General features: G+C 67.6%; 22 protein-coding genes. 5 read left to right on the forward strand and 17 right to left on the reverse strand.

From position 1 onward, the window contains the following. Positions 1 to 58 precede the first annotated feature (58 nt). The 5 genes from ACNKFW_RS11220 to ACNKFW_RS11240 are packed head-to-tail and all read right to left on the reverse strand — an operon-like array spanning position 59 to position 2,814. Positions 59 to 670: a TetR/AcrR family transcriptional regulator gene (locus ACNKFW_RS11220; protein ID WP_024843640.1), complete on the reverse strand. Its 612-nt coding sequence runs from the start codon at positions 668 to 670 to the stop codon at positions 59 to 61. Positions 671 to 679: 9 nt separating this feature from the next. Further along, positions 680 to 970, reverse strand: a complete 291-nt coding sequence (locus ACNKFW_RS11225; RefSeq protein ID WP_024843641.1) for an HPr family phosphocarrier protein — start codon at positions 968 to 970, stop codon at positions 680 to 682. Then, complete coding sequence (locus ACNKFW_RS11230) at positions 967 to 1,392, reverse strand: PTS sugar transporter subunit IIA (protein ID WP_024843642.1); 426 nt, start codon at positions 1,390 to 1,392, stop codon at positions 967 to 969. Before ACNKFW_RS11230 ends, ACNKFW_RS11225 begins: the two co-directional genes overlap by 4 nt. Positions 1,393 to 1,416: 24 nt before the next feature. Then, on the reverse strand, positions 1,417 to 2,376 hold the full coding sequence (gene rapZ, locus ACNKFW_RS11235) for an RNase adapter RapZ (RefSeq protein WP_147428668.1): 960 nt from the start codon (positions 2,374 to 2,376) through the stop codon (positions 1,417 to 1,419). A 9-nt stretch (positions 2,377 to 2,385) separates the two neighbouring features. Beyond that, complete coding sequence (locus tag ACNKFW_RS11240) at positions 2,386 to 2,814, reverse strand: HPr kinase/phosphorylase (RefSeq protein ID WP_147428666.1); 429 nt, start codon at positions 2,812 to 2,814, stop codon at positions 2,386 to 2,388. Between the two features lie 225 nt (positions 2,815 to 3,039). Here ACNKFW_RS11240 and ACNKFW_RS11245 point away from each other — a divergent pair, with 225 nt between their 5' ends. Continuing rightward, a complete protein-coding gene (locus tag ACNKFW_RS11245; RefSeq protein WP_024843645.1) occupies positions 3,040 to 4,638 on the forward strand; it encodes a phosphoenolpyruvate carboxykinase in 1,599 nt (532 codons plus the stop codon). A gap of 213 nt (positions 4,639 to 4,851) precedes the next feature. On the opposite strand, the gene rnr is transcribed toward ACNKFW_RS11245, so the two are convergent. The 9 genes from rnr to purC form a co-directional block, all read right to left on the reverse strand. After that, positions 4,852 to 7,116: a ribonuclease R gene (gene rnr / locus ACNKFW_RS11250; protein ID WP_147428664.1), complete on the reverse strand. Its 2,265-nt coding sequence runs from the start codon at positions 7,114 to 7,116 to the stop codon at positions 4,852 to 4,854. Positions 7,117 to 7,160: 44 nt separating this feature from the next. Further along, positions 7,161 to 7,382 carry a formate dehydrogenase subunit delta gene (locus tag ACNKFW_RS11255; RefSeq protein ID WP_024843647.1) on the reverse strand — a complete coding sequence of 74 codons (222 nt, stop codon included), beginning with the start codon at positions 7,380 to 7,382 and terminating at the stop codon, positions 7,161 to 7,163. Between the two features lie 6 nt (positions 7,383 to 7,388). Beyond that, positions 7,389 to 8,207, reverse strand: coding sequence for a formate dehydrogenase accessory sulfurtransferase FdhD (fdhD, locus tag ACNKFW_RS11260; RefSeq protein ID WP_024843648.1), 819 nt, complete (start codon positions 8,205 to 8,207; stop codon positions 7,389 to 7,391). A 4-nt stretch (positions 8,208 to 8,211) separates the two neighbouring features. Further along, positions 8,212 to 11,091 (reverse strand): formate dehydrogenase subunit alpha, encoded by a 2,880-nt coding sequence (gene fdhF, locus ACNKFW_RS11265; protein ID WP_147428662.1) that lies wholly within the window; start codon positions 11,089 to 11,091, stop codon positions 8,212 to 8,214. Continuing rightward, the gene (locus tag ACNKFW_RS11270; protein ID WP_147428660.1) at positions 11,088 to 12,614 is read right to left on the reverse strand and encodes an NADH-ubiquinone oxidoreductase-F iron-sulfur binding region domain-containing protein; all 1,527 of its coding nucleotides are present in this window, start codon (positions 12,612 to 12,614) and stop codon (positions 11,088 to 11,090) included. The genes fdhF and ACNKFW_RS11270 overlap by 4 nt, the downstream gene beginning before the upstream one ends. After that, complete coding sequence (locus ACNKFW_RS11275; RefSeq protein ID WP_147428658.1) at positions 12,611 to 13,090, reverse strand: formate dehydrogenase subunit gamma; 480 nt, start codon at positions 13,088 to 13,090, stop codon at positions 12,611 to 12,613. Before ACNKFW_RS11275 ends, ACNKFW_RS11270 begins: the two co-directional genes overlap by 4 nt. 75 nt (positions 13,091 to 13,165) lie before the next feature. Beyond that, positions 13,166 to 14,038: a LysR family transcriptional regulator gene (locus ACNKFW_RS11280; protein ID WP_024843652.1), complete on the reverse strand. Its 873-nt coding sequence runs from the start codon at positions 14,036 to 14,038 to the stop codon at positions 13,166 to 13,168. A 100-nt stretch (positions 14,039 to 14,138) separates the two neighbouring features. Next, the gene (purS, locus tag ACNKFW_RS11285) at positions 14,139 to 14,378 is read right to left on the reverse strand and encodes a phosphoribosylformylglycinamidine synthase subunit PurS (RefSeq protein ID WP_024843653.1); all 240 of its coding nucleotides are present in this window, start codon (positions 14,376 to 14,378) and stop codon (positions 14,139 to 14,141) included. A gap of 11 nt (positions 14,379 to 14,389) precedes the next feature. Continuing rightward, positions 14,390 to 15,154, reverse strand: a complete 765-nt coding sequence (gene purC / locus ACNKFW_RS11290) for a phosphoribosylaminoimidazolesuccinocarboxamide synthase (RefSeq protein WP_024843654.1) — start codon at positions 15,152 to 15,154, stop codon at positions 14,390 to 14,392. Between the two features lie 147 nt (positions 15,155 to 15,301). On the opposite strand from purC, the gene ACNKFW_RS11295 reads away from it, so the two are divergent. Beyond that, positions 15,302 to 15,616 (forward strand): DUF1476 domain-containing protein, encoded by a 315-nt coding sequence (locus ACNKFW_RS11295; protein ID WP_024843655.1) that lies wholly within the window; start codon positions 15,302 to 15,304, stop codon positions 15,614 to 15,616. Positions 15,617 to 15,662: 46 nt separating this feature from the next. On the opposite strand, the gene ACNKFW_RS11300 is transcribed toward ACNKFW_RS11295, so the two are convergent. Genes ACNKFW_RS11300 through ACNKFW_RS11310 form a run of 3 tightly spaced genes read right to left on the reverse strand, consistent with a single transcriptional unit; the run spans position 15,663 to position 17,941 of the window. Next, entirely contained in the window at positions 15,663 to 17,000 is a 1,338-nt protein-coding gene (locus ACNKFW_RS11300; protein ID WP_024843656.1) for an MATE family efflux transporter, read from the reverse strand. Further along, positions 16,993 to 17,496, reverse strand: a complete 504-nt coding sequence (locus tag ACNKFW_RS11305; RefSeq protein ID WP_024843657.1) for a PaaI family thioesterase — start codon at positions 17,494 to 17,496, stop codon at positions 16,993 to 16,995. The genes ACNKFW_RS11300 and ACNKFW_RS11305 overlap by 8 nt, the downstream gene beginning before the upstream one ends. Position 17,497: 1 nt before the next feature. Next, positions 17,498 to 17,941 (reverse strand): PaaI family thioesterase, encoded by a 444-nt coding sequence (locus ACNKFW_RS11310; RefSeq protein WP_024843658.1) that lies wholly within the window; start codon positions 17,939 to 17,941, stop codon positions 17,498 to 17,500. Positions 17,942 to 18,078: 137 nt separating this feature from the next. Here ACNKFW_RS11310 and ACNKFW_RS11315 point away from each other — a divergent pair, with 137 nt between their 5' ends. The 3 genes from ACNKFW_RS11315 (at position 18,079) to ACNKFW_RS11325 (ending at position 20,772) form a co-directional block, all read left to right on the forward strand. Continuing rightward, a complete protein-coding gene (locus ACNKFW_RS11315; protein ID WP_024843659.1) occupies positions 18,079 to 18,489 on the forward strand; it encodes a MerR family transcriptional regulator in 411 nt (136 codons plus the stop codon). Positions 18,490 to 18,580: 91 nt separating this feature from the next. Continuing rightward, on the forward strand, positions 18,581 to 18,970 hold the full coding sequence (locus ACNKFW_RS11320) for a MerR family transcriptional regulator (RefSeq protein ID WP_024843660.1): 390 nt from the start codon (positions 18,581 to 18,583) through the stop codon (positions 18,968 to 18,970). A 23-nt stretch (positions 18,971 to 18,993) separates the two neighbouring features. After that, positions 18,994 to 20,772: an acyl-CoA dehydrogenase C-terminal domain-containing protein gene (locus ACNKFW_RS11325; protein ID WP_024843661.1), complete on the forward strand. Its 1,779-nt coding sequence runs from the start codon at positions 18,994 to 18,996 to the stop codon at positions 20,770 to 20,772. Positions 20,773 to 21,036 lie beyond the last annotated feature (264 nt).

Genomic DNA, 21,036 nt, shown 5'->3' on the forward strand with positions numbered 1-21,036 from the left:
AGATGGAGCAGGGCCGGCCGGCTTCAAGGGAAGCGTCGAAAATTTTCATGGAAAAAATTCAGTCGGGGATCACGCCCAGCCCGCGCAGATAGATCAGGGCCCCACTTTCCAGCATGTCGGCGGCCGAGATGGGCGAGCGCGAGCCGGGCTTGCCGCGGCCGAACAACTCGACCACGCCATGGCTCAGCGCCCAGACATGGTCGGCGACCATGCCCGGCGGCGGGCGGCGCCCGTCGGGCAATTGCGCGAACAGCGCCTCGGCCCCGCGCACCAGGATGCCGCGCGCCCGTTCCGAGGCCTGCGACAGCCCGGCATTGCCGGCGATCGACAGGCCCGATTCGAACATGGCCATGTAGAAGCCGCGCCGCTGGGCGGCAAAGGCCAGGTATTCCTGGCCCATGCGCAGGAAGGCGGTCAGCGGGCGCGGGCGGCCCTGGTCGAAGGCGGCCTCCAGCCGGTCGGCAAATTCCTCGAAACCCTGGCGTGCGACCTCCTCCAGCAAATCCTCGCGCCCGGCGAAATGGCGATAGGGCGCGGCGGCGCTGACCCCGGCCAGCCGCGCGGCCTCGGCCAGGGTAAAGGCCTGCGGGCCCTTTTCCTCGATCAGCTGCACCGTGGCCTCGACAAGGGCCTGGCGCAGGTTGCCATGGTGATAGGAGGTGCGGGCCATGTCCGGCCCTTACATGCCTTCGCCGAAGTAATCCTCGACCAGGGCAGTCAGCGCATCGGCCAGCTCCCGCGCCTCGGCCCCGCGGGTGGTGACGCGAATCGCGCTGCCGCGCGGCGCGGCCAGCATCAGCAGGCCCATGATCGAATCGCCCGAGACGCTGATGCCGTCCTTTTCGACGGTGGCCTGGGCGTCGAAACGTTCGACCGTCTCGACGAACTTGGCGCTGGCCCGCGCATGCAGGCCCTTTTCGTTGATGATCGCCAATTCGCGGGTGACGGCCCCGTTGGTCATGTCATTCATGAAGCGGCACGTTTGGGAATGGGAAGCACATCGGCAGGCAGGACATCATAGCTGTTGATGTACTTGCGTCCCGCATCCTTGGCCAGCGTCACCGCATCGGCCACCGACAATTTGCGCGATTTGGCCAGTTTCACCAGCATCGGCAGGTTCGCCCCGTAAAGGATCGAGCGGTTCCGCGTCGCGCAGGCCAGCAGCGACAGGTTCGAGGGCGAGCCCCCGAACAGATCCGTGACCACCACCACGCCGTCGCCCGCATCCACCGCATCCGCGGCGGCGCAGATTTCGGCCTGCTTCTCGCCCCGGTCATGGTTTTCCTCGATCGCCACGGCCTTGATCCCGGTCTGCGGTCCCACCACATGCTCGACGGCCGAGAGATATTCCCTGGCCAGCCCGCCATGCGCCACGATGACAATCCCGATCAATTCGCCCCACCACGCACCAGCCGTTCAACCTTGCGCCAAAGCTGTGCGAGAGGCCCGCATATGGCCATCATCCCCAGGTGCCGGCGCCTTTTCACGGCGTTCAAGTTCCCGATGTCTAATTGACACTTGCCAGCCTGCTTTCGCAAGCGCATCTGCCATTTTTTCCGCCATTGTGACAGAACGGTGTCGCCCCCCGGTACAGCCGAAGCCGATCGCCAGGTGCGCCTTCCCTTCATCCAGATGGGCAGGCAGGGTGAAAAGCACAAGATCCTGCACCCGGCGGAAGAACTCGTCGAATCGCGAATCGGCCATCACATAATGCTGAACCGGCGAATCGCGCCCGTCCAGCGGCCGCAGGTCCGGCCGCCAATGCGGATTGGTCAGAAAGCGGCAATCGAACATCATGTCCACCCCGCGCGGCACGCCGCGCTTGTAGGAAAAGGACTGCACCGAGACGGTCAGCCGCCGCCCCGACTCGGTGTCGAACCAGCGCGCCAGTTCCGCCTTCAGGTCATGCGGCGACAGGTCCGACGTATCGACCAGCACGTCGGCGCGGGCGCGGATCGGGGCCAGCATGTCGCGCTCGGCGATGATGGCGTCGAGCGGCGAGCCTTCGGCGCGCAGCGGATGACGGCGCCGGGTTTCGTTGAACCGCCGCAAGAGCTGCTCGGTCGTGCAGTCCAGGAACAGCACCTCGGGTGCGTATTCGGGCAGCCGGGTCAGCCGGTCGATCAGCTCGATCAGGTTGGCGACCGAGAAGTCGCGGTTGCGCACGTCCAACCCCAAGGCCAGCGGCATCGGCCGCGCCGGCCCGTCCAGCAGCCGCGGGATCAGCGACAGGGGCAGGTTGTCGATCGCCTCGTAGCCCAGATCCTCCAGCACGTTGATCGCCGTCGAACGCCCGGCCCCGGACGGGCCGGTGATCAGCACCAGCCGCTGGGCGCGTTCTTCCTGGCTCTCCATGGCGCTTGCCGCCTCCGGCATGGTCCGATCCTAGCTTTCGTGCAAATCCGTATCCGCCCGGCCGGCGACAAGATATTGCAACAGTATCGATGCAAGATGAACGCGGCCGGCCCCAAGGACAAGGGGCACGGACCTGCCCATTAGGTCAAGCCGCCGGTCGGGCGGCAGCCGGTCGGGCTCGGGGCGCGCCAGATCGACCGCCAGCGCCACCTCCACCGGCCCATGCGCCCAGGCATGCAGGATGCCGACGCCCCGCGCCTCGATCCGGCCGCGGATCGAATCGGGCGCATCGGCGAGGATCCGCACCCCCTCGCGGCGCAGCACGGTGCGGTCATCCGCCACCAGCACGGCGCCAAGCGCCATCATCTGCAGCGCCAGCGTGGACTTGCCCGCGCCCGAAGGGCCCAGGATCAGCAGGCCCCGTTCCCGATGGGCGATGCAGCTTGCATGCAGGATCATGGCGCTCTCCCCCTTTTGACGCGAATCGTCCCGGAGCCCGGCCCCGGATCAGGAGCCTTTGTGGCGTTTTCCTGAAGCCAAGGCCACGATCCGCCAAATGATTGCGCTAACCGTGTGTGATTGCGCTAACCCTGTCCATATGTGCGCTTTCGCCTGGGAAATGCCGTGTTATAGGACGCGCAACGGCCGCTGCCGGCCCGGACTATCAGCAGGAGCAAAGGTGTCATGACCGAACCGCGCGTCAATCCGAATTGCCGTCTCGAAGACCAGGGGATCACGGGGCTCGGCAATGTCCACTACAACCTGCTCGAACCGGCGCTGGTCGAGGCGGCGATCCAGCGCGGCGAGGGCAAGCTGGGTCTGGGCGGCACCTTCCTGGTCTCGACCGGGGCGCATACCGGCCGCTCGCCCAAGGACAAGCATGTGGTGCGCACGGCCTCGGTGGAAGACAGCATCTGGTGGGAAAACAACCGCCCGATGGAGCCCGAAGCCTTCGACCGGCTCCATGCCGACATGCTGGAGCACATGAAGGGCAAGGACTATTTCGTGCAAGACCTCTACGGCGGCGCGGATCCTGCCCTGCGCCTCGACGTCCGGGTCGTGACCGAACTGGCCTGGCACGGGCTGTTCATCCGCCACCTGCTGCGCCGCCCCGAGGCAGCCGAACTGGCCGGCTTCGTGCCCGATTTCACCATCATCAACTGCCCGTCCTTCAAGGCCGACCCGGCCAAGCACGGCTGCCGCTCGGAGACGGTGATCGCGCTCAATTTCGAAAAGAAGCTGATCCTGATCGGCAACACCGCCTATGCCGGCGAGAACAAGAAATCGGTCTTCACGCTGCTGAACTACATCCTGCCGGAAAAGGGCGTCATGCCCATGCATTGCTCGGCCAACCACGCCATCGGCAACCCGGACGATTCGGCGATCTTCTTCGGCCTGTCGGGCACCGGCAAGACCACGCTCTCGGCCGATCCCTCGCGTGTGCTGATCGGCGATGACGAGCATGGCTGGTCCGACCACGGCATCTTCAATTTCGAGGGCGGCTGCTACGCCAAGACCATCAATCTCTCGGCCGAGGCCGAGCCGGAGATCTACGCCACCTGCTTCAAGTTCGGCACCGTGATCGAGAACATGGTCTACGACCCCGACACGCTGGAGCTGGACTTCGAGGACAACTCGCTGACCGACAACATGCGCTGCGCCTATCCGCTGGAGCAGATCTCGAACGCGTCCGCGACCTCGCTGGGCGGCCAGCCGAAGAACGTCATCATGCTGACCTGCGACGCCTATGGCGTGCTGCCGCCGATCGCGCGGCTGACCCCGGCGCAGGCCATGTATCACTTCCTGTCGGGCTTCACCTCCAAGACGCCCGGCACCGAGGTCGGCGTGACCGAGCCGACGCCCACCTTCTCGACCTGCTTCGGCGCCCCCTTCATGCCGCGCCGCCCGGAAGTCTATGGCAAGCTGCTGCAGGAAAAGATCGCCAAGACGGGCGCGGCCTGCTGGCTGGTCAACACCGGCTGGACCGGCGGCGCCTTCGGCACCGGCAAACGCATGCCGATCAAGGCGACCCGCGCGCTCTTGACCGCGGCGCTGGACGGTTCGCTGAACAACGCCCAGTTCCGCAAGGATCCGAATTTCGGCTTCGAGGTTCCGGTCTCGGTTCCCGGCGTCGAGGACAAGCTGCTCGACCCGCGCCAGACCTGGGCAGAAGGCGCCGCCTATGACGCCCAGGCCCGCAAGCTGGTCGGCATGTTCAGCGACAATTTTGCGCAATATGCCGACAAGATCGACGACGACGTCCGCGCTGCCGCCATTGGCTGAAGGCTGACGGAGGGATGATGCGAGGGGCGGTCCAATGGGGCCGCCCTTTTCGCTTTCGGCACCGCCTAAGGGGGCTTTGCGCCCCCGCCGGCCTGCGGCCGACTCCCCCGCAGGATATTTAGGCAAGAAAGAAGCCCTGCACCCCTCGCGGCTTTCTCCGTTTTCCAAATACCCTGGGGGAGCGCGGAACGCGCGGGGGCAAGGCCCCCTTCTTCAACGCTGATGCCGCGCCCGCCGGCGTTTCTGGGCGCGCTTGATCTCGGCCAGCCGTGCCTGGGTGGCGCGCTTGCGCATCGGCCCCTTGCCGCGCCTGCCGCCCGAGCCTTGCGGCAGCGGCCGGCCCTCGACTTCCAGCAGTTCCAGCATCAGCCCGCCCGTCAGCGGCACCGCCTCGGTCAGCCGCACGGTCACGCGCTGGCCGATGCCGATCTCGAGTCCGGTTTCCGAACCCATCAGCACCTGCGCATCCGGGTCGTAATGGAAATATTCCCGGCCGATCTCGCGGATCGGCAAAAGCCCGTCGGCCCCGGTCTCGTCCAGCCGCACGAAGGCGCCGAATTTCTGCACGCCACTGATGCGGCCGGCGAACTCGGCCCCCACCCGGTCGGCCAGATAGGCGGCGAGATAGCGGTCGGTGGTGTCGCGCTCGGCCGCCATCGAGCGCCGCTCGGTCTCCGAGATATGCTGCGCGGTTTCCGAGAGCATCTCGATATCCTGCGCCGACAGCCCATCATCGCCCCACTTATGGCCCATGACCAGCGCCCGGTGCACGATCAGGTCGGAATAGCGCCGGATCGGCGAGGTGAAATGCGCATAGGAGCGCAGGGCCAGCCCGAAATGGCCGAAATTCTCGGGGTTGTAATAGGCCTGCTGCATCGAGCGCAGCGCCGTCATGTTGATCAGTTCGTCGAATTCCGAGCCCTCGGCCTGTTCCAGCAGCCGGTTCAGGTGCCGGGTCTGCAAGACCTGGCCCCTGGCCAGGGTGAAGCCCGAGGCTTCGGCCACCTCGCGCAGCGCGTCGAGCTTTTCCACCGTCGGCTCCTCGTGCACGCGATAGAGCAGCGGCCGGCGCAGCCGTTCCAGCTCCTCGGCGGCGGCGACATTGGCCAGGACCATGAATTCCTCGATCAGCCGGTGCGCGTCGTGGCGTTCGCGGAAATTCACCGATTTCACCCGCCCGTCGGGGGTCAGTTCGATGCGGCGCTCGGGCAGGTCCAGTTCCAGCGGCTGGCGGCGCTGGCGCGCGGCCTTGAGCAACCCGTAGGCGTGCCAGAGCGGGTGGATCACGGCGTCGAGCAGCGGCGCCGTCTGCTCGTCCGGGTTGCCGTCCGCCGCCGCCTGTGCCTGTTCATAGGCCAGGCTCGCGGCCGAGCGGATCATGCCGCGGTGGAAGCTGTGGCCGGTCTTGTTGCCCTGCGCGTCCAGCCGCATCCTGACCGCGATCACCGGCCGGTCCACGCCCTGATGCAGCGAGCACAGGTCGCTCGACAGGATGTCGGGCAGCATCGGCACCACCCGGTCGGGGAAATAGGTGGAATTGCCGCGGTTCTTCGCCTCTCGGTCCAGGGCCGAGCCGGGGCGGACGTAATGCGCCACATCGGCGATGGCGACCCAGATCGTCGCGCCGCCGTCCTCATGCGTCTCGGCGGCGACGGCATCGTCGCGGTCGCGCGCATCCGAGGGATCGATGGTGATGAAGGGCAGGTGGCGCAGATCCTCGCGGTTCTTCATCGTCGCGGGGCGGGCGGCATCGGCCTCGGCGATCACCTCGTCGGGGAAATCGTCGGGGATGCCGTGCTGGTGGATGGCGATCAGGCTGACCGCCCTGGGCGCCGAGGGGTCGCCCAGCCGCTCGACGATCCGCGCCAGCGGCAGGCCGATGCGGCCGCGCGGGCCGACCTGTTCGGCCTCGACCAGTTCGCCGCTTTTCGCGCCATGCGCGTCGCCGGGGCGCACCTGCCATTCCTTGTCCTGGCCCTTGTCGATGGGCAGGATGCGGCCGCCCGCCTCGGACCCGCCGGTCGCGGCGCGGAAGATGCCGACCACGCGGTGCTGCACCGTGCCGATGCGGCGGATCAGCCGGGCCTGATAGTCGTGATCCTCGCCCCGGATCTCGATCAGCCGGGCCAGGATGCGCTCGCCCGGCGCCACGGCGGGATCGGATTTCAGCGCCGCGTAGAGAATCCGCGGTACCGGCCCTTCGCCCTGCCATTCCAAGGGTTTGGCGAAGATGTCGCCGTCCCGGTCGGGCGGCAGCAATTGCAGCACGGTGACCGGCGGCAGCCGCTCGGCATCGTGATAGTGGCGGCGGCGGCGTTCCAGCAGGCCCTCGGCCTCCAGCTCCTTCAGAAGCCGCTTCAGCTCGATGCGTTCGGCACCCTTGATGCCGAAGGCTTTCGCGATGTCGCGCTTGGCGGTGGCGTCCGGATGGGCGGACACCCAGTCGAGAATCTCTTGCCGGGAAGGTAGCTGTGCCATGCCGCCACGCTAGCACGGCGCCAGACGGGGTGGCAGGGGCAAAATCAGCCGGTAGGCAGGCGGACGAACTCCGCCGCCTCGCGCACGACGGGATCGGCCTCGGCCCCGGCGCGGATCAGCTCCACGAAATCCTGCCGCATCCGCGGCGACCAGGAATCGTTGATATGCGCGGCCACCGCCTCGGGCGCCGGCCGGTCGGGCTGGCTGCTGAAGAATTGCGCCATCTGCGTGGCCATGCGGATCAGTTTGGAATGGTCGTGGGACATGTCGCCTCAGCTTCCGGCGATGCGCCGGGGATGGGTGTAAAGATCGAAGCTTGCGTGGCGCGCACGCGCGATCAGGGTGATGCCGGCGCGCTCGGCCCAGGCTAGCGCCAGGGCCGTCGGCGCGCTGGCGCCGATCAGGATCGGCGCGCCGATGCGGGCGGCCTTTTGCACCAGGTCGACGGACAGGCGCGAGGACATGACCACGGCGCCCTGCCCCGCCGACCGCCCGGCCTGCGCCAGCGCGCCCGCCAGCTTGTCCAGCGCATTGTGGCGGCCGACATCTTCGCGGGTCACGGCGCGGGCGCCGTCCCAAAAGGCGGCACCGTGAATGGCCGGGGTCCGATGCCGCAAGACCTGGCCCTGGGTCAGCGCGGCCATGGCGCGGGCAACGTCCTCGGGCGCCATGGCCCAGTCCGAGGCGACCGGCACGATCCGGGGCAGCGCCGCCTCGATGCTGTCCACGCCGCAAAGCCCGCAACCGACCGGGCCGATCATGCTGCGCCGCCGTTCGGCCAGCCGGGCGGCAAGGCCGGGGCGCAGCCACAGCCGCGCCTCGCGCGCCGGGAAGCCGCCGGCGGAAACCTCGGCCTCCTCGAAACCCTCGACATCCTCTGGCGCAGCGATCAGCCCCTCGGTCAGGGCAAAGCCCAGGGCGAAATCGCGCAGGTCATGCGGCGTCGCCATCAGCACCGCCTGGCTCATGCCGTCGATGACGATGGCCACCGGGCATTCCTGCGGCGCGGGGGGCGGTTCGACCGGGCGCCAGCCGCCCGGCCCATCCCCATCGCCGTCCCAGCGCAGCACGCCGGCCTTCACGTCGCGCATGCCGTCACTCGGCAGCGGTGGGCAAGATGCGGCGGGCGAGGTCGGAATGATGGCGATACTCCTCTTGCCAATCCGACGGACCGTTCGAGGGGCTGACCTGCACGGCCGTCACCTTGAACTCGGGACAGTTGGTGGCCCAGTCGGAATTGTCCGTCGTCACCACATTGGCCTGAGTCGTCGGGTGATGGAAGGTGGTATAGACCACGCCCGGCGCCACCCGCTCGGTGATATGCGCCCTCAGCGTCGTCTCGCCCGAGCGCGAGGCCAGCCGCACCCAGTCGCCCTGGCGCACGCCGCGATTCTCGGCATCCGAGGGATGGATCTCCAGGATGTCCTCGGGGTGCCAGACGACGTTCTCGGTCCGCCGGGTCTGGGCGCCGACATTGTATTGCGACAGGATCCGCCCGGTGGTCAGCAACAGCGGGAAGCGCGCCCCGGTGCGTTCCTCGGTCGCGACATATTCGGTATGGACGAACTTGCCCCGGCCGCGCACGAAGCCGTCGATATGCATGACCGGCGTGCCCAGCGGCGCCTTGTCGTTGCAGGGCCATTGCACCGAGCCCTCGCGGTCCAGCAGATCGTAGCTGACGCCGGCGAAGCTGGGCGTGGTCAGCGCGATCTCGGCCATGATCTCGCGCGGGTGGGTATAGGACCAGGCCGCGCCCATGCGGTTGGCCAGCAGCTGCGTGACCTCCCAATCCTCATAGCCGTTCTTGGGCGTCATGGCGCGGCGGACCATGTTGATGCGCCGCTCGGCATTGGTGAAGGTGCCGTTCTTTTCCAGGAAGCTGGAGCCGGGCAGGAAGACATGCGCATAGTTCGCGGTCTCGTTCAGGAACAGATCCTGCACGATGACGATATCCATTGCCGACAGCGCCGAGGTGACATGGCGCGTGTCGGGGTCGGATTGCACGATGTCCTCGCCCTGACAGTAAAGTCCCTTGAAGCGGCCGGCCAGCGCCTCGTCGAACATGTTGGGGATGCGCAGGCCCGGCTCGGGCGACAGCTCCACCCCCCAGGCGCGTTCGTAGATCGCCCGCGTCTCGGGATCCGAGACATGGCGATAGCCCGGATATTCATGCGGAAAGCTGCCCATGTCGCAGGAGCCCTGCACGTTGTTCTGGCCGCGCAGCGGATTTACGCCGGTGCCGGGCTTGCCGATATTGCCGGTCAGCATCGCCAGGTTGGCGATCGCCATCACCGTGGTCGAGCCCTGCGAATGCTCGGTCACGCCCAGCCCGTAATAGATGCTGGCGCGCGGCGCCGCCGCATAGGCGCGGGCGGCCTTGCGGATCATTTCGGCCGGCACCTTGGACAGTTTCTCGACCTCCTCGGGCGCATGGCGCGGGTCCATCAGGAACTCGGCATAGGCCAGGAACTCGTCCCAGTCGCAGCGTTCGCGGATGAAGGCCTCGTCATAAAGCTTCTCGGCCACGATCACGCGCGCCATGGCGGTCAGCACGGCGACATTGGTGCCGGGCCGCAGGGGCAGGTGCAGCCCTTCGCCCATATGCGGGGACTTGAGCAGGTCGATCTGGCGCGGGTCGAGGACGATCAGCCCGGCCCCCTCGCGCAGCCGCTTGCGCAACCGCGAGGCAAAGACCGGATGGCCGTCGGTCGGGTTGGCGCCGATGATCAGCGCCAGATCGGTATCGTCAACCGAATCGAAGTCATGCGTGCCCGCCGAGGTGCCGAAGGTGGTCTTCAGCCCGTAGCCGGTCGGCGAATGGCAGACGCGGGCACAGGTGTCGGTGTTGTTGTTGTGAAAGACGGCGCGGGCCAGCTTCTGCACCAGGTAGGTTTCCTCGTTGGTGCAGCGCGACGAGGTGATGACGCCGATGGAATCGCGCCCGAAATCCGCCTGTGCCCGGCGCAGGCGGGTGGCGGCGAAGTCCAGCGCCTCGTCCCAGCTGACCACGCGCCAGGGATCGGTGATCCGCTCGCGCACCATCGGCTGGGTCTGGCGCTCGCGATGCGTGGCATAGCCCCAGGCGAAGCGGCCCTTGACGCAGCTGTGGCCGTGGTTGGCCTTGCCGTCCTTGCTGGGCACCATGCGCACCACCTCCTCGCCGCGCATATGCGCGTCGAAAGAGCAGCCGACGCCGCAATAGGCGCAGGTCGTCTTGACGATATGCTCGGGCGTGCCGATCTGGATGACGCTGTTCTCGATCAGCGTCGCGGTCGGGCAGACCTGCACGCAGGCGCCGCAGCTGACGCAGTCCGAGGACAGGAAATCGTCCGACGCCATCCCGGCCGAGACGCGGCTGTCGAAGCCCCGCCCTTCGATGGTCAGCGCGAAGGTGCCCTGTACCTCCTCGCAGGCGCGCACGCAGCGCGAGCAGACAATGCATTTCGCCGGGTCGAAGGTGAAATAGGGGTTCGACTGGTCCTTGGGTCGGTATTCCGGGTTCGGCCCCTCGGCGTCGCGGCGGGCGAAATGGTTCGCGCCCGGCTCATAGCGCACCTCGCGCAGCCCGACGGCCCCGGCCATGTCCTGCAATTCGCAGTCGCCATTGGCGGCGCAGGTCAGGCAATCGAGCGGGTGATCCGAGATGTAAAGCTCCATTACCCCCTTGCGGACCTGGGCGACCTCGTCGGTCTGGGTATGGACCACCATGCCCTCGGCCACCGGGGTCGTGCAGGAAGCCGGCAGGCCGCGCATCCCCTCGATCTGCACCACGCAAAGCCGGCAGGAGCCGAAGGCCTCCAGATGATCGGTGGCGCAGAGCTTGGGCACCGAGATCCCGGCCACGGCCGCGGCCCGCATCACCGATGTCCCGGCCGGGACGCTGACCGGGATGCCGTCCACCAGCAGGTTCACGGTGACGTCGGACTTGACCGCGGGCGTGCCCATGTCGCGATCGGGAATGATGAAATCCTTCATTCGGCGGCCTCCTTGCGGGGCTCGCGGCGCCCGCTGAAATCCTCGGGGAAATGGGTCAGCGCCGACATGACCGGGAAGGGCGCAAAGCCCCCCAGCGCGCAAAGCGAGCCCCATTTCATCGTGTTGCACAGATCGGTCAGGATCGGGATCCCTGTCTCGTCGCCCTGGGCGATGCGGTCGATGGTCTCGACCCCCCGGATCGAGCCGATGCGGCAGGGCGTGCATTTGCCGCAGCTTTCCACGGCGCAGAACTCCATGGCGAAGCGCGCCAGCTTCAGCATGTCGGCACTGTCGTCGAAGACGGTGATGCCGGCATGGCCCAAGAGGCCCTCTTTCGTCGCCAGTTCCTCGTAGCCGAAGGGCACGTCGAAATCCCAATGCGGGATATAGGAACCAAGCGGCCCGCCCACCTGCGCCGCCTTGACCGGCCGGCCCGAGGCGGTACCGCCGCCGATCTCCTCGATGATCTGGCGCAGGCTCATGCCGAAGGCGGCCTCGAACAGCCCGCCATATTTCACGTTGCCGGCGATCTGGATCGGGATCGTGCCCTTGGACCGCCCGATGCCCAGCTTGGCGTATTCCGCCCCGCCATGGGTCAGGATCCAGGGCACCGAGGCCAGCGAGATCACGTTGTTGACCACCGTCGGCCGGCCCAGGAAGCCCTCCAGCGCCGGGATCGGCGGCTTGGCGCGGACCACGCCGCGCTTGCCCTCCAGGCTGTTGAGCAGGCTGGTTTCCTCGCCGCAGACATAGGCGCCGGCGCCGACCCGCACCTCCATGTCATAGGCATGGTCTGATCCCAGCACCGACTGGCCCAGGATGCCGGCCTGCCGGGCCTTGCCGATGGCGGCCTCCATCAGCCGGATGGCGTCGGGATATTCGCTGCGGATATAGACATAGCCCTGCACCGCGCCCGTGGCGATGCCGGCGATGGCCATGCCCTCGATCAGCACCAGCGGATCGCCCTCCATCAGCATGCGGTCGGCAAAGCTGCCCGAATCGCCCTCGTCGGCATTGCAGACGATGTATTTCCGCGCCGCCTTGGCGCCGGCCACGGTCTTCCACTTGATCCCGGTCGGGAAACCGGCGCCGCCGCGGCCGCGCAAGCCCGATTCGGTGACCTCCTCGACGATCCGCTCCGGCCCGATGCCGATGGCGCGGCGCAAGCCGGCCAGCCCACCATGCGCCTCGTATTCCGCGACCGACAGCGGGTCGATCACGCCGACGCGGGCGAATGTCAGCCGGGTCTGCGCCTTCATCCAGGGCAATTCCTCGACCGGCCCCAGCGCCAGCGGATGCTCGCCGCCGGTGCGGATCGCCTCGGCGACCGAGGCCGCGTCCTCGGGCGCCACCGGCCCATAGCCGTGGCGCACGCCGTCGCGCTCGACCTCGACCAGCGGCTCCAGCCAGATCATGCCGCGGGTGCCGTTGCGGGTGACTGTGAACTCGCGCCCCAGCGCCTCGGCCACCGCGTCGGCGCCCAGGGCGCGGGCGGCGGCATCCAGGGGAACCCAGACCCTCATGCGCCCGCCTCCGCCAGCAGTTTCTGCACCTTGGCCAGATTCGCCCGGCCCAGCAGCCTGTCGCCCATCTGCGCCGAGGGCGCGCAGGCGCAAAGCCCCAGGCAGAACACCGGCTCCAGCGTCAGCCGCCCGTCCGGCGTGGTCTCGTGCCAGTCGATTCCCAGCGCGGCGCGCACCTCATCGGCCAGGGCCTCGGCCCCCATCGACTGGCAGGCCTCGGCCCGGCACAGCCGCAGCACATGCCGGCCATGCGGATGGTCGCGGAAGTCGTGATAGAAGCTGACGACGCCATGAACCTCGGCGCGGGTCATGCCCAGGGCCTCGGCCAGCACCGGCTGCGCCGCTTCGGGGATATGGCCCCATTCCTCCTGGATGTCGTGCAGGATGGGCAGAAGCGGCCCCTCGCGGCCCTTGTGGGCGGCGATGATGTCGTCAAGGCGCAAAAGGAAATCAGCGTCGGTCGCTGGCAAGGTCATGGCTGGGTGATCCGGGCTTTGCTGTTTTGTCCAGACTAGAGACCGGTGATAGACGATACAATCGTGATATATCGTTTATTGATTGAAACTATCAATCGAAGAAACGATGCGGATCAGCGCCTCGACCAGCGGCGGATGCGGCTCGCGCCGGGCGACGACCAGCCCGACCATATGCCCGTCGCCGGTCAGGTCGCGCGCCCGCACCCCCTCGGGCAGAGGCAGGCCGCGCGCCAGCGCCCGCGGCAGGATGGCAGCCCATTCGCCGGTCGCCACATGCGACAGGATCGCCAGCATCGAGGTCGATTCGACCCGCGGCAGCGCATCCGCCCCGGCCTCGACCAGGTGGCGGGTGACGATGCGGCGGTTCTGCATGTCCGGCGTCAGCAGGCATAGCGGCCGGGTGGCGGTCTCGGCCCAATCCGCGGGCCCGGCCAAGGCGCCGCGGTCGATCAGGCAATAGGTCTCGCGATACAGCGGCAGGCTCTGCACCCGGCCCAGCGGCTCGCTGTCCAGATAGGTCACGCCGGCATCCAGCTCCAGCGCCTCGATCTGGTCGCGGATCTCGTCCGAGCTGCGCGACAGGATCGAGACCCCGGCATTGGGATGGCGGCGCAGGAAGGGCCCGGTCAGCTCGGCGATGCGCGGCATGGCGGTGGGGATCACGCCGATGCGCAGCCGCCCCGACACGCCCTTGCGGCTGGCCTGCATCTCGGCCTGCATGGCGCGGGCATCGGCGACGATGCGCCGCGCCCAGCCCAGCACGCGCTCGCCCTCGGGCGTCAGCCCCTGAAAACGCGAGCCGCGCCGCACCAGCTGCACGCCCAGCTGCTCCTCCAGCGCCCGGATGGCGGATGACAGCGTCGGCTGGGTGATGCCCAGCGATTCGGCGGCGCGGCCGAAATGCTTCTCGCGCGCCAGGGCCATGAACATGGAAAGCTTGTCGATCACCGGACCCGCCCTCCCCGCCCGGCCGGCCTTCTCCGTTTTCCAAATACCCCACGGGGGTCCGGGGGCGCGAAGCCCCCGGCCCGGCGGATCATCCGGCGGATCAGACGATCTCGACCGCGTATTTCTCGATCACGGTATTGGCCAGCAGGCCCTCGCACATGCGCGCCACCTCGGCCTTCGCCGCCTCGGCATCGGATGCCGCCAGGTCCAGCTCGATCACCTTGCCCTGGCGCACGCCCGAGACGCCGGCAAAGCCCAGCCCGCCGAGCGCGTGCCGGATCGCCTCGCCCTGGGGGTCCAGAACGCCATCCTTCAGCATGATGGTGACACGGGCTTTCATCTGCGGGCCTCTCAGTTGATCAGGGTGGGTTTGGTCAGCGAGGTGGTGTTGGCGGGCATCAGGCCCAGCCGGCGCGCCACCTCGGTATAGGCATCGGTCAGGCTGCCCAGGTCGCGGCGGAACACGTCCTTGTCCAGCTTCTGCCCGGTCTTGACGTCCCAGAGCCGGCACGAATCCGGGCTGATCTCATCGGCGACCACCAGGCGCATGAAGTCGCCGTCCCAGATCCGGCCGACCTCGATCTTGAAGTCGATCAGCTTGATGCCGACGCCGAAGAACACGCCCGACAGGAAATCGTTCACCCGCAACGCCAGCGACACGATGTCGTCCAGGTCCTGCTGGCTGGCCCAGCCGAAGGCGATGATGTATTCCTCGGACACGAAAGGGTCGCCCAGCTCGTCGTTCTTGAAGCTGTATTCGACGATCGGGCGCGGCAGCGGCGTGCCCTCCTCCATGCCCAGGCGCTTCGAGATCGAGCCCGCGGCGAAATTGCGCACGATCACCTCCAGCGGGATGATCTCGACCTGGCGCACCAGCTGCTCGCGCATGTTGATGCGGCGGATGAAGTGGTTCGGCACGCCGATATTGGTCAGCCCGGTCATGAAGAATTCGGACAGGCGGTTGTTCAGCACGCCCTTGCCCTCGACCGTGGCCTTCTTCTGGGCGTTGAAGGCGGTGGCGTCATCCTTGAAATACTGGATGAGCGTGCCGGGCTCGGTGCCTTCGTAAAGGATCTTCGCCTTGCCTTCGTAGATTTTCTTGCGCCTTGGTGCCATGCTGCGCGTCTCCCGTCCGCAAGGTGACAATCTTTATGCGGCTATAGGCCAGAAACGGGGTCATGGGCAATACGGGCTTGCGATGGCGCGCCCGCATGGGCATATCCTGCGCAATATCCACGGGATAATCCCAAGCCGGAGGCCGCCATGACCACTTTTGACGACCGCGAGCGCGCGCATGAGGCGAAATTCGCCCATGATGCGGAACTGAACTTCAAGGCCGAGGCGCGGCGCAACCGCCTGCTGGGCGAATGGGCGGCCGGCCTGCTGGGCAAGACGGGCGACGATGCCCGCGCCTATGCGCTGACCGTCGTCACCTCGGATTTCGACGAGCCGGGCGACGAGGACGTGTTCCGCAAGCTGGTGGCCGACCTGGCCGGCCAGGCCGACGAGGAAACCATCCGCGCCAAGATGGCCGAGTTGCGCGTCACCGCGCGCGAGCAGATCATCAGCGAGCTTTGAGCCTTCCCAACATGCCGACGCCCCGGATTCCGGGGCGTTTCGCATCTCAGCCCGCGGCCGCCGCGACCCTGGGATAAAGCCGCCACATGGTCAGGCCGCGCAGCGCGTTCAGGGCCATCAGCGCCGCCCACAGCCCGTGGTTGCCGAAAACCGGCGGCAGCACCGCCACCAGCACCGCATAGATCCCGACCGCGACCAGCATGGCGTCGCGCATCTCGCGCGTGCGGGTGGCACCGATGAAGATGCCGTCCAGCATCCACGAGGCGATGCCGATCAGCGGCGCCGCGATCAGCCAGGGCAGGAATTCCCGCGCCTGGGCGCGCACCTCGGGCGCCGTGGTCAGCAGGTCGATGATGGCCGGCCCGCCCAGCAGGAAGGCGGCCGAAAGCAGCCCGGCCCCCGCGACGCCCCAGGCCGAACTGAGCGCCGCCGCCCGCCGCAGCCGGTCGGGCCGCCGCGCCCCCACCGCCTGCCCGACCAGCGATTCGGCGGCAAAGGCGAAACCGTCCAGCCCATAGGCGACGATGGACAGGAATTGCAGCAGCACCTGATTGGCGGCCAGGGTCACGTCGCCCTGCCCCGCCGCCAGGAACATGAAGGTGGTGAACGAACCTTGCAGCAGCACCGAGCGGATCAGGATGTCGCCGTTCACCCGCGCCAGTTCCTCGATCCGCTCGCGCGCCAGCAGCCCGGCGCGCTGAATTGCCGCATGCAGCGCATGGCGCGCGAACCACAGCCCCAAAGCCAGCCCGGACCATTCCGCGATCAGCGTCGCGCCCGCGACGCCGCGGATGCCCCAGCCCAGCCCCAGCACGAACCACAGGTCCAAGAATATGTTCAGCCCGTTCATCAGCAGTTGCAGCGCCAGCACGGAACGGGTCCGCTCGATGGCGATCAGCCAGCCGGTGATGGCATAAAGCGAGATGGCCGCCGGCGCCCCCCAGATGCGCAGCCCCAGGTATTGCCGGGCCAGCGTCTCGACCTCGGCCGAGGCCGGCGCCAGCCGGAAGGCCGCGGCGAAAAGCAGCCCCTGCAACAGGATGAAGACCAGCCCCGCCGTCAGCCCGATCCCTAGCGCCCGCAGCAGATGCGCGCCCGATTCGCCCTCGTCCCCCGCGCCATGCGCCTGCGCCACCAGCCCCGAGGTGCCCATGCGCAGGAAGCCGAAGATCCAGTAGACCGAAGCCAGGATCACCGCGCCCAGACCCACCGCGCCGATGGGCGCGGCCTCGCCCAGCTGGCCGATGACGCCGGTATCCACCGCGCCCAGGATCGGGATCGTCGCGTTCGACAGCACCACCGGCAGGGCGATGGCCAGGACGCGGCGGTTCGATATTTCGGCCGCCGCGCGCGTCCCGGACGGGCCGGGCAGCGCCTCAACCATTCTGCGGCATCAGGAAATGCCCGGTCGCCTGCGCGAACAGCTTCTGGCGCTGGTCCTGCCAGGCCTCGACATGCACGCTGGCATAGCGCCGCCCGGACCGCACCACCCGCGCCCGCGCATAGGCGTCGCGCGGCAGGCCCGAGCGCAGGTAATCCACGGTGAAGTCGATGGTCTTGGGCAGCCGCGGCAGGCTTTCGGGCACGGCGGCATCGGGGGCGATGCGGCCCTGCTCCATGTCCTCCCAGATCGCGGTCCAGGTCAGCTCGACGATGGCCGTGACCTCAAGGAAGGCGGCCGTCACCCCGCCATGGATCGCCGGCAGCATCGGATTGCCGATCAGCTTTTCGTCGAAGGGCAGCACCGCGGTCAGCTCGTCGCCGCGGCGGTCGAAGCCGATGCCCAGCCAGCGGATATAGGGCACGCTGGAGACCAGCGCGTTCAGCGTGTTGTTGCGCCGCGACTTGATGGCATCCAGGGGTTCGTTGCGTCCGGCCATGTCACCTCTCGACGGTAAAGGCGCCGGTGGCCGAGGCCACGGGCCGGGATTCGTCGTCATCCATCGCCCAGGCGCGCACGAAGGCGACCGAGCGGGTGATGTGATAGCAGCTCGCCCGGGCCCGGATGGTCTGGCCGGGGGTCGCCGCGCGCATGTAGTCGATGCGCAGGTCGATGGTCGCGGTCGAGCGCGCCCCGGCCGGATGCGCCATCACCGCCGCGCCGCTGCACGTGTCCATCAGCGCCGAGATCACCCCGCCATGGATCACCCCGCTGCGCGGGTCGCCCACCAGATCCTCGCGCCAGGGCAACGAGATCTCGGCCCCCTCGGCGGAAAGCTGGTCCAGCCGCATGCCAAGCGCCCGCGCATGGGGGATCACCTCGATGAACTGGCGCGCGATGCGCCGGCGTTGTTCAAGCTCGTCCTCTGGCGACGCTTCGCTCATGCCCCTGGCCTCTTGCTTGGCTTGCAGGCGGCAATGGTAACAGCCCGCGACCCGCAGGCAAGCCCACCCTACCAATGGTTGAGTTTGATCCGCCCCCGCGCTAGGCTGCGCCGCAACCGCAGCATAGAGTTCATCCGATGTCCGATAGCGAATACATTGGCTTCAAGGAAATGTGCGCACGGTTCGACGTGACGCCCCGAACGCTGCGCTATTACGAATATATCGAGCTTCTGAGCCCCCGCAAGGAAGGCCGCTCGCGCTTCTACGGTCCGCGCGAGATCGCCCGGATGAAGCTGATCCTGCGCGGCCGCCGCTTCGGCTTCTCGCTGGAGGACATCCGGCAATGGCTGCTGATCTATGGCGAAAAGGGCACGCAGGAACAGTATCGGGTCTGGATCGAGCTGGCCGACCGCCAGCTCGAGGTGCTGCGCCAGCAGCGCGACGAACTCGAAGCCTCGATGACCGAATTGCTGGCGCTGCGCAACGAGACCATCGCGATCCTCGACGGCATGGGCCAGAACGGCTCCGGGACGGCGAATAAGGGCTGAGCCCGGCGCTGACGCCACGTCCCCCCTTACGCGCACGTCAACTCGCCCTATATTCCCGGCAAGTGAATGGGCCAAGGGGAGAGGATCGGCCATGGGCGACGAGCTGTTGACCATCCGCCAGATGTGCGACGCCTTCGACGTCACGCCGCGCACGCTGCGATTCTACGAAGCCCGCGAATTGCTGTTTCCGCAGCGCCGCGGCCAGCATCGGCTTTACGGCCGCCCGGACCGCGCCCGGCTGACCCTGATCCTGCGCGGCAAGCGTTTCGGCTTTTCTCTGGAACAGATCCGGCAATTGCTGGAGCTTTACGACCCCGCCGAGCGCAACATCACCCAGACCGAAGCCACGCTCGCCACCGCCCGCGACCGGCTTGCCGACATGGAGCGGCAGCACCGCGAACTGGGCGAGGCCATCGCCGAGCTGCGCCAGCAGATCGCCGAGGGCGAGACTGCGCTGCAAGCCCTGAAATCCGACGCCTGACGGCAAATCCCCTGGGAGGACCGATGACCACCTATTCCGCCCCCATCCGCGACATGCAATTCGTCCTGCATGACGTGCTCGAGATCTCGAAGCAAGATCTGCCGGGCTATGGCGAACTTGACCGCGACTTCACCCAGGCCGTGCTGGAAGCGGCCGGCAAGCTCGCATCCGAGGTGCTGGCGCCGCTGAACCCCGTCGGCGACCGCGAGGGCTGCAGGCTGGAAAACGGCGTCGTCCACACGCCCAAGGGCTTTGCCGAGGCCTTCGAGCAGATGCGCGAGGGCGGCTGGACCGCGCTCGACTGCGACCCGGAATACGGCGGCCAGGGCATGCCCTATGTGATCGGCCTGGCGGCGGGCGAGATGTTCTCGGCCTCGAACATGGCCTTCACCATGTATCAGGGCCTGACCCACGGCGCCTATTCCGCCATCCACGCCCATGGCACCGAGCAGCAGAAGGCCACCTACCTGCCCCGGATGGTCAGCTGCGAATGGACCGGCACCATGAACCTGACCGAACCCCATGCCGGCACCGACCTGGGCCTGCTGCGCACCAGGGCCGAGCCGCAGGAGGATGGCAGCTACCGGATCACCGGCCAGAAGATCTTCATCTCGGCCGGCGACCACGACATGGCGCAGAACGTGATCCACCTGGTGCTGGCCAAGGCGCCGGGCGGCGGCGAGGGCACCAAGGGCATCTCGCTCTTCATCGTGCCGAAGTTCCTGGTCAACGAGGACGGCTCGCTGGGCGAGCGCAACGCGCTCTCGGTCGGCAATCTCGAGGAAAAGATGGGCATCCACGGCAATGCCACCTGCGTAATGAACTACGATGGCGCCAAGGGCTGGCTCTTGGGAGATCTGCACAAGGGCATGCGCGCCATGTTCACCATGATGAACGAGGCCCGGATCGGCGTCGGCCTGCAAGGCTATTCAGTGGCCGAGGCCGCCTATCAGAACGCAGTGGCCTATGCCCGCGAGCGCCTGCAAGGCCGCGCCGTGACCGGCGAGGAAAACCCCTCGGGACCGGCCGACCCGCTGATCGTGCATCCCGACATCCGCCGCAACCTGATGGACCAGAAAAGCTTCCTCGAGGGCGCCCGCGCGTTGGCCTTCTGGGGTGCGCATCTGATCGACCGCGCCGTGCTGGCCGGGGACAAGCAGGCGCACGACCTCGTCTCGCTGCTGACGCCGGTGATCAAGGGCTTTTTGACCGACAGGGGCTTCGAGACGGCGGTGCAGGCCCAGCAGGTCTTCGGCGGCCACGGCTATATCGAGGAGCAGGGCATGTCGCAATTCGTCCGCGACGCCCGCATCGCCATGATCTACGAGGGCGCGAACGGCGTGCAGGCGCTGGACCTGGTCGGCCGCAAGCTCGCGGCCGAGGGCGGCAGGCCGATCATGGCCTTCTTCGAGCTGGTCAAGTCCGAGATCAAGGCGCATGAGGGCGATGCGGCGCTGAAGGCCGATTTCCTCGATCCCCTGAAGGCGGCCTCGAAGGATCTGCAATCGGCGGCGATGTTCTTCATGGAGCAGGGCATGAAGAACCCGAACGGGGCGCTGGCCGGCTCCTACGACTTCATGCACCTGTTCGGCCATGTCGCGCTGGGGCTGATGTGGACGCGCATGGCCGCCGCTTCCAGGGCGGCGCTGGCGGCCGGCACCGAGGATCCCGCCTTCCACGAGACCAAGCTGGCGACAGGCCGCTATTACATGGCGCGGCAGCTGCCGATGACCGCGACGCATCTGGCGCGCATCCGCTCGGGCGCCGCGCCGGTGATGGCGCTGGCGGCGGATCGGTTCTGAAACGGGAGAGGGGGGCGCCGGGTGGCACGGTCGCATGGGTATTTGGAAAACGGTGAAAGGGCGATGCTGCGCCCCGGATGACCGGGCTTTCCGAAAATGCCAGGGTCGTCCGGAGCGCTTTCACCGTTTGCGGTCATCGGCTCCCCAGCCTGTACCGCCCCTCGAGCCTAGGTCAGAAATATTGAGAAAAGGTTAATCGCTTCACCGTTTCACAAATACCCATGCGACCGGAAAGCCCGGCGCCAGGCCGGAAGGAAAGGAAAC

Origin of the sequence: Paracoccus sp. TD-10 (assembly GCF_048270675.1) — a bacterium.
Lineage (GTDB): Bacteria > Pseudomonadota > Alphaproteobacteria > Rhodobacterales > Rhodobacteraceae > Paracoccus > Paracoccus pantotrophus.

What these genes read in the sequence shown, in the direction of transcription:
- ACNKFW_RS11220 (WP_024843640.1), bottom strand. Translation starts at nt 670, where the DNA reads ATGGCCCGCACCTCCTATCACCATGGCAACCTGCGCCAGGCCCTTGTC.
- ACNKFW_RS11225 (WP_024843641.1), bottom strand. Translation starts at nt 970, where the DNA reads ATGAATGACATGACCAACGGGGCCGTCACCCGCGAATTGGCGATCATC.
- rapZ (WP_147428668.1), bottom strand. Translation starts at nt 2,376, where the DNA reads ATGCCGGAGGCGGCAAGCGCCATGGAGAGCCAGGAAGAACGCGCCCAG.
- ACNKFW_RS11240 (WP_147428666.1), bottom strand. Translation starts at nt 2,814, where the DNA reads ATGATCCTGCATGCAAGCTGCATCGCCCATCGGGAACGGGGCCTGCTG.
- ACNKFW_RS11245 (WP_024843645.1), top strand. Translation starts at nt 3,040, where the DNA reads ATGACCGAACCGCGCGTCAATCCGAATTGCCGTCTCGAAGACCAGGGG.
- rnr (WP_147428664.1), bottom strand. Translation starts at nt 7,116, where the DNA reads ATGGCACAGCTACCTTCCCGGCAAGAGATTCTCGACTGGGTGTCCGCC.
- ACNKFW_RS11255 (WP_024843647.1), bottom strand. Translation starts at nt 7,382, where the DNA reads ATGTCCCACGACCATTCCAAACTGATCCGCATGGCCACGCAGATGGCG.
- fdhD (WP_024843648.1), bottom strand. Translation starts at nt 8,207, where the DNA reads ATGCGCGACGTGAAGGCCGGCGTGCTGCGCTGGGACGGCGATGGGGAT.
- fdhF (WP_147428662.1), bottom strand. Translation starts at nt 11,091, where the DNA reads ATGAAGGATTTCATCATTCCCGATCGCGACATGGGCACGCCCGCGGTC.
- ACNKFW_RS11270 (WP_147428660.1), bottom strand. Translation starts at nt 12,614, where the DNA reads ATGAGGGTCTGGGTTCCCCTGGATGCCGCCGCCCGCGCCCTGGGCGCC.
- ACNKFW_RS11275 (WP_147428658.1), bottom strand. Translation starts at nt 13,090, where the DNA reads ATGACCTTGCCAGCGACCGACGCTGATTTCCTTTTGCGCCTTGACGAC.
- purS (WP_024843653.1), bottom strand. Translation starts at nt 14,378, where the DNA reads ATGAAAGCCCGTGTCACCATCATGCTGAAGGATGGCGTTCTGGACCCC.
- purC (WP_024843654.1), bottom strand. Translation starts at nt 15,154, where the DNA reads ATGGCACCAAGGCGCAAGAAAATCTACGAAGGCAAGGCGAAGATCCTT.
- ACNKFW_RS11295 (WP_024843655.1), top strand. Translation starts at nt 15,302, where the DNA reads ATGACCACTTTTGACGACCGCGAGCGCGCGCATGAGGCGAAATTCGCC.
- ACNKFW_RS11300 (WP_024843656.1), bottom strand. Translation starts at nt 17,000, where the DNA reads ATGGTTGAGGCGCTGCCCGGCCCGTCCGGGACGCGCGCGGCGGCCGAA.
- ACNKFW_RS11305 (WP_024843657.1), bottom strand. Translation starts at nt 17,496, where the DNA reads ATGGCCGGACGCAACGAACCCCTGGATGCCATCAAGTCGCGGCGCAAC.
- ACNKFW_RS11310 (WP_024843658.1), bottom strand. Translation starts at nt 17,941, where the DNA reads ATGAGCGAAGCGTCGCCAGAGGACGAGCTTGAACAACGCCGGCGCATC.
- ACNKFW_RS11315 (WP_024843659.1), top strand. Translation starts at nt 18,079, where the DNA reads ATGTCCGATAGCGAATACATTGGCTTCAAGGAAATGTGCGCACGGTTC.
- ACNKFW_RS11320 (WP_024843660.1), top strand. Translation starts at nt 18,581, where the DNA reads ATGGGCGACGAGCTGTTGACCATCCGCCAGATGTGCGACGCCTTCGAC.
- ACNKFW_RS11325 (WP_024843661.1), top strand. Translation starts at nt 18,994, where the DNA reads ATGACCACCTATTCCGCCCCCATCCGCGACATGCAATTCGTCCTGCAT.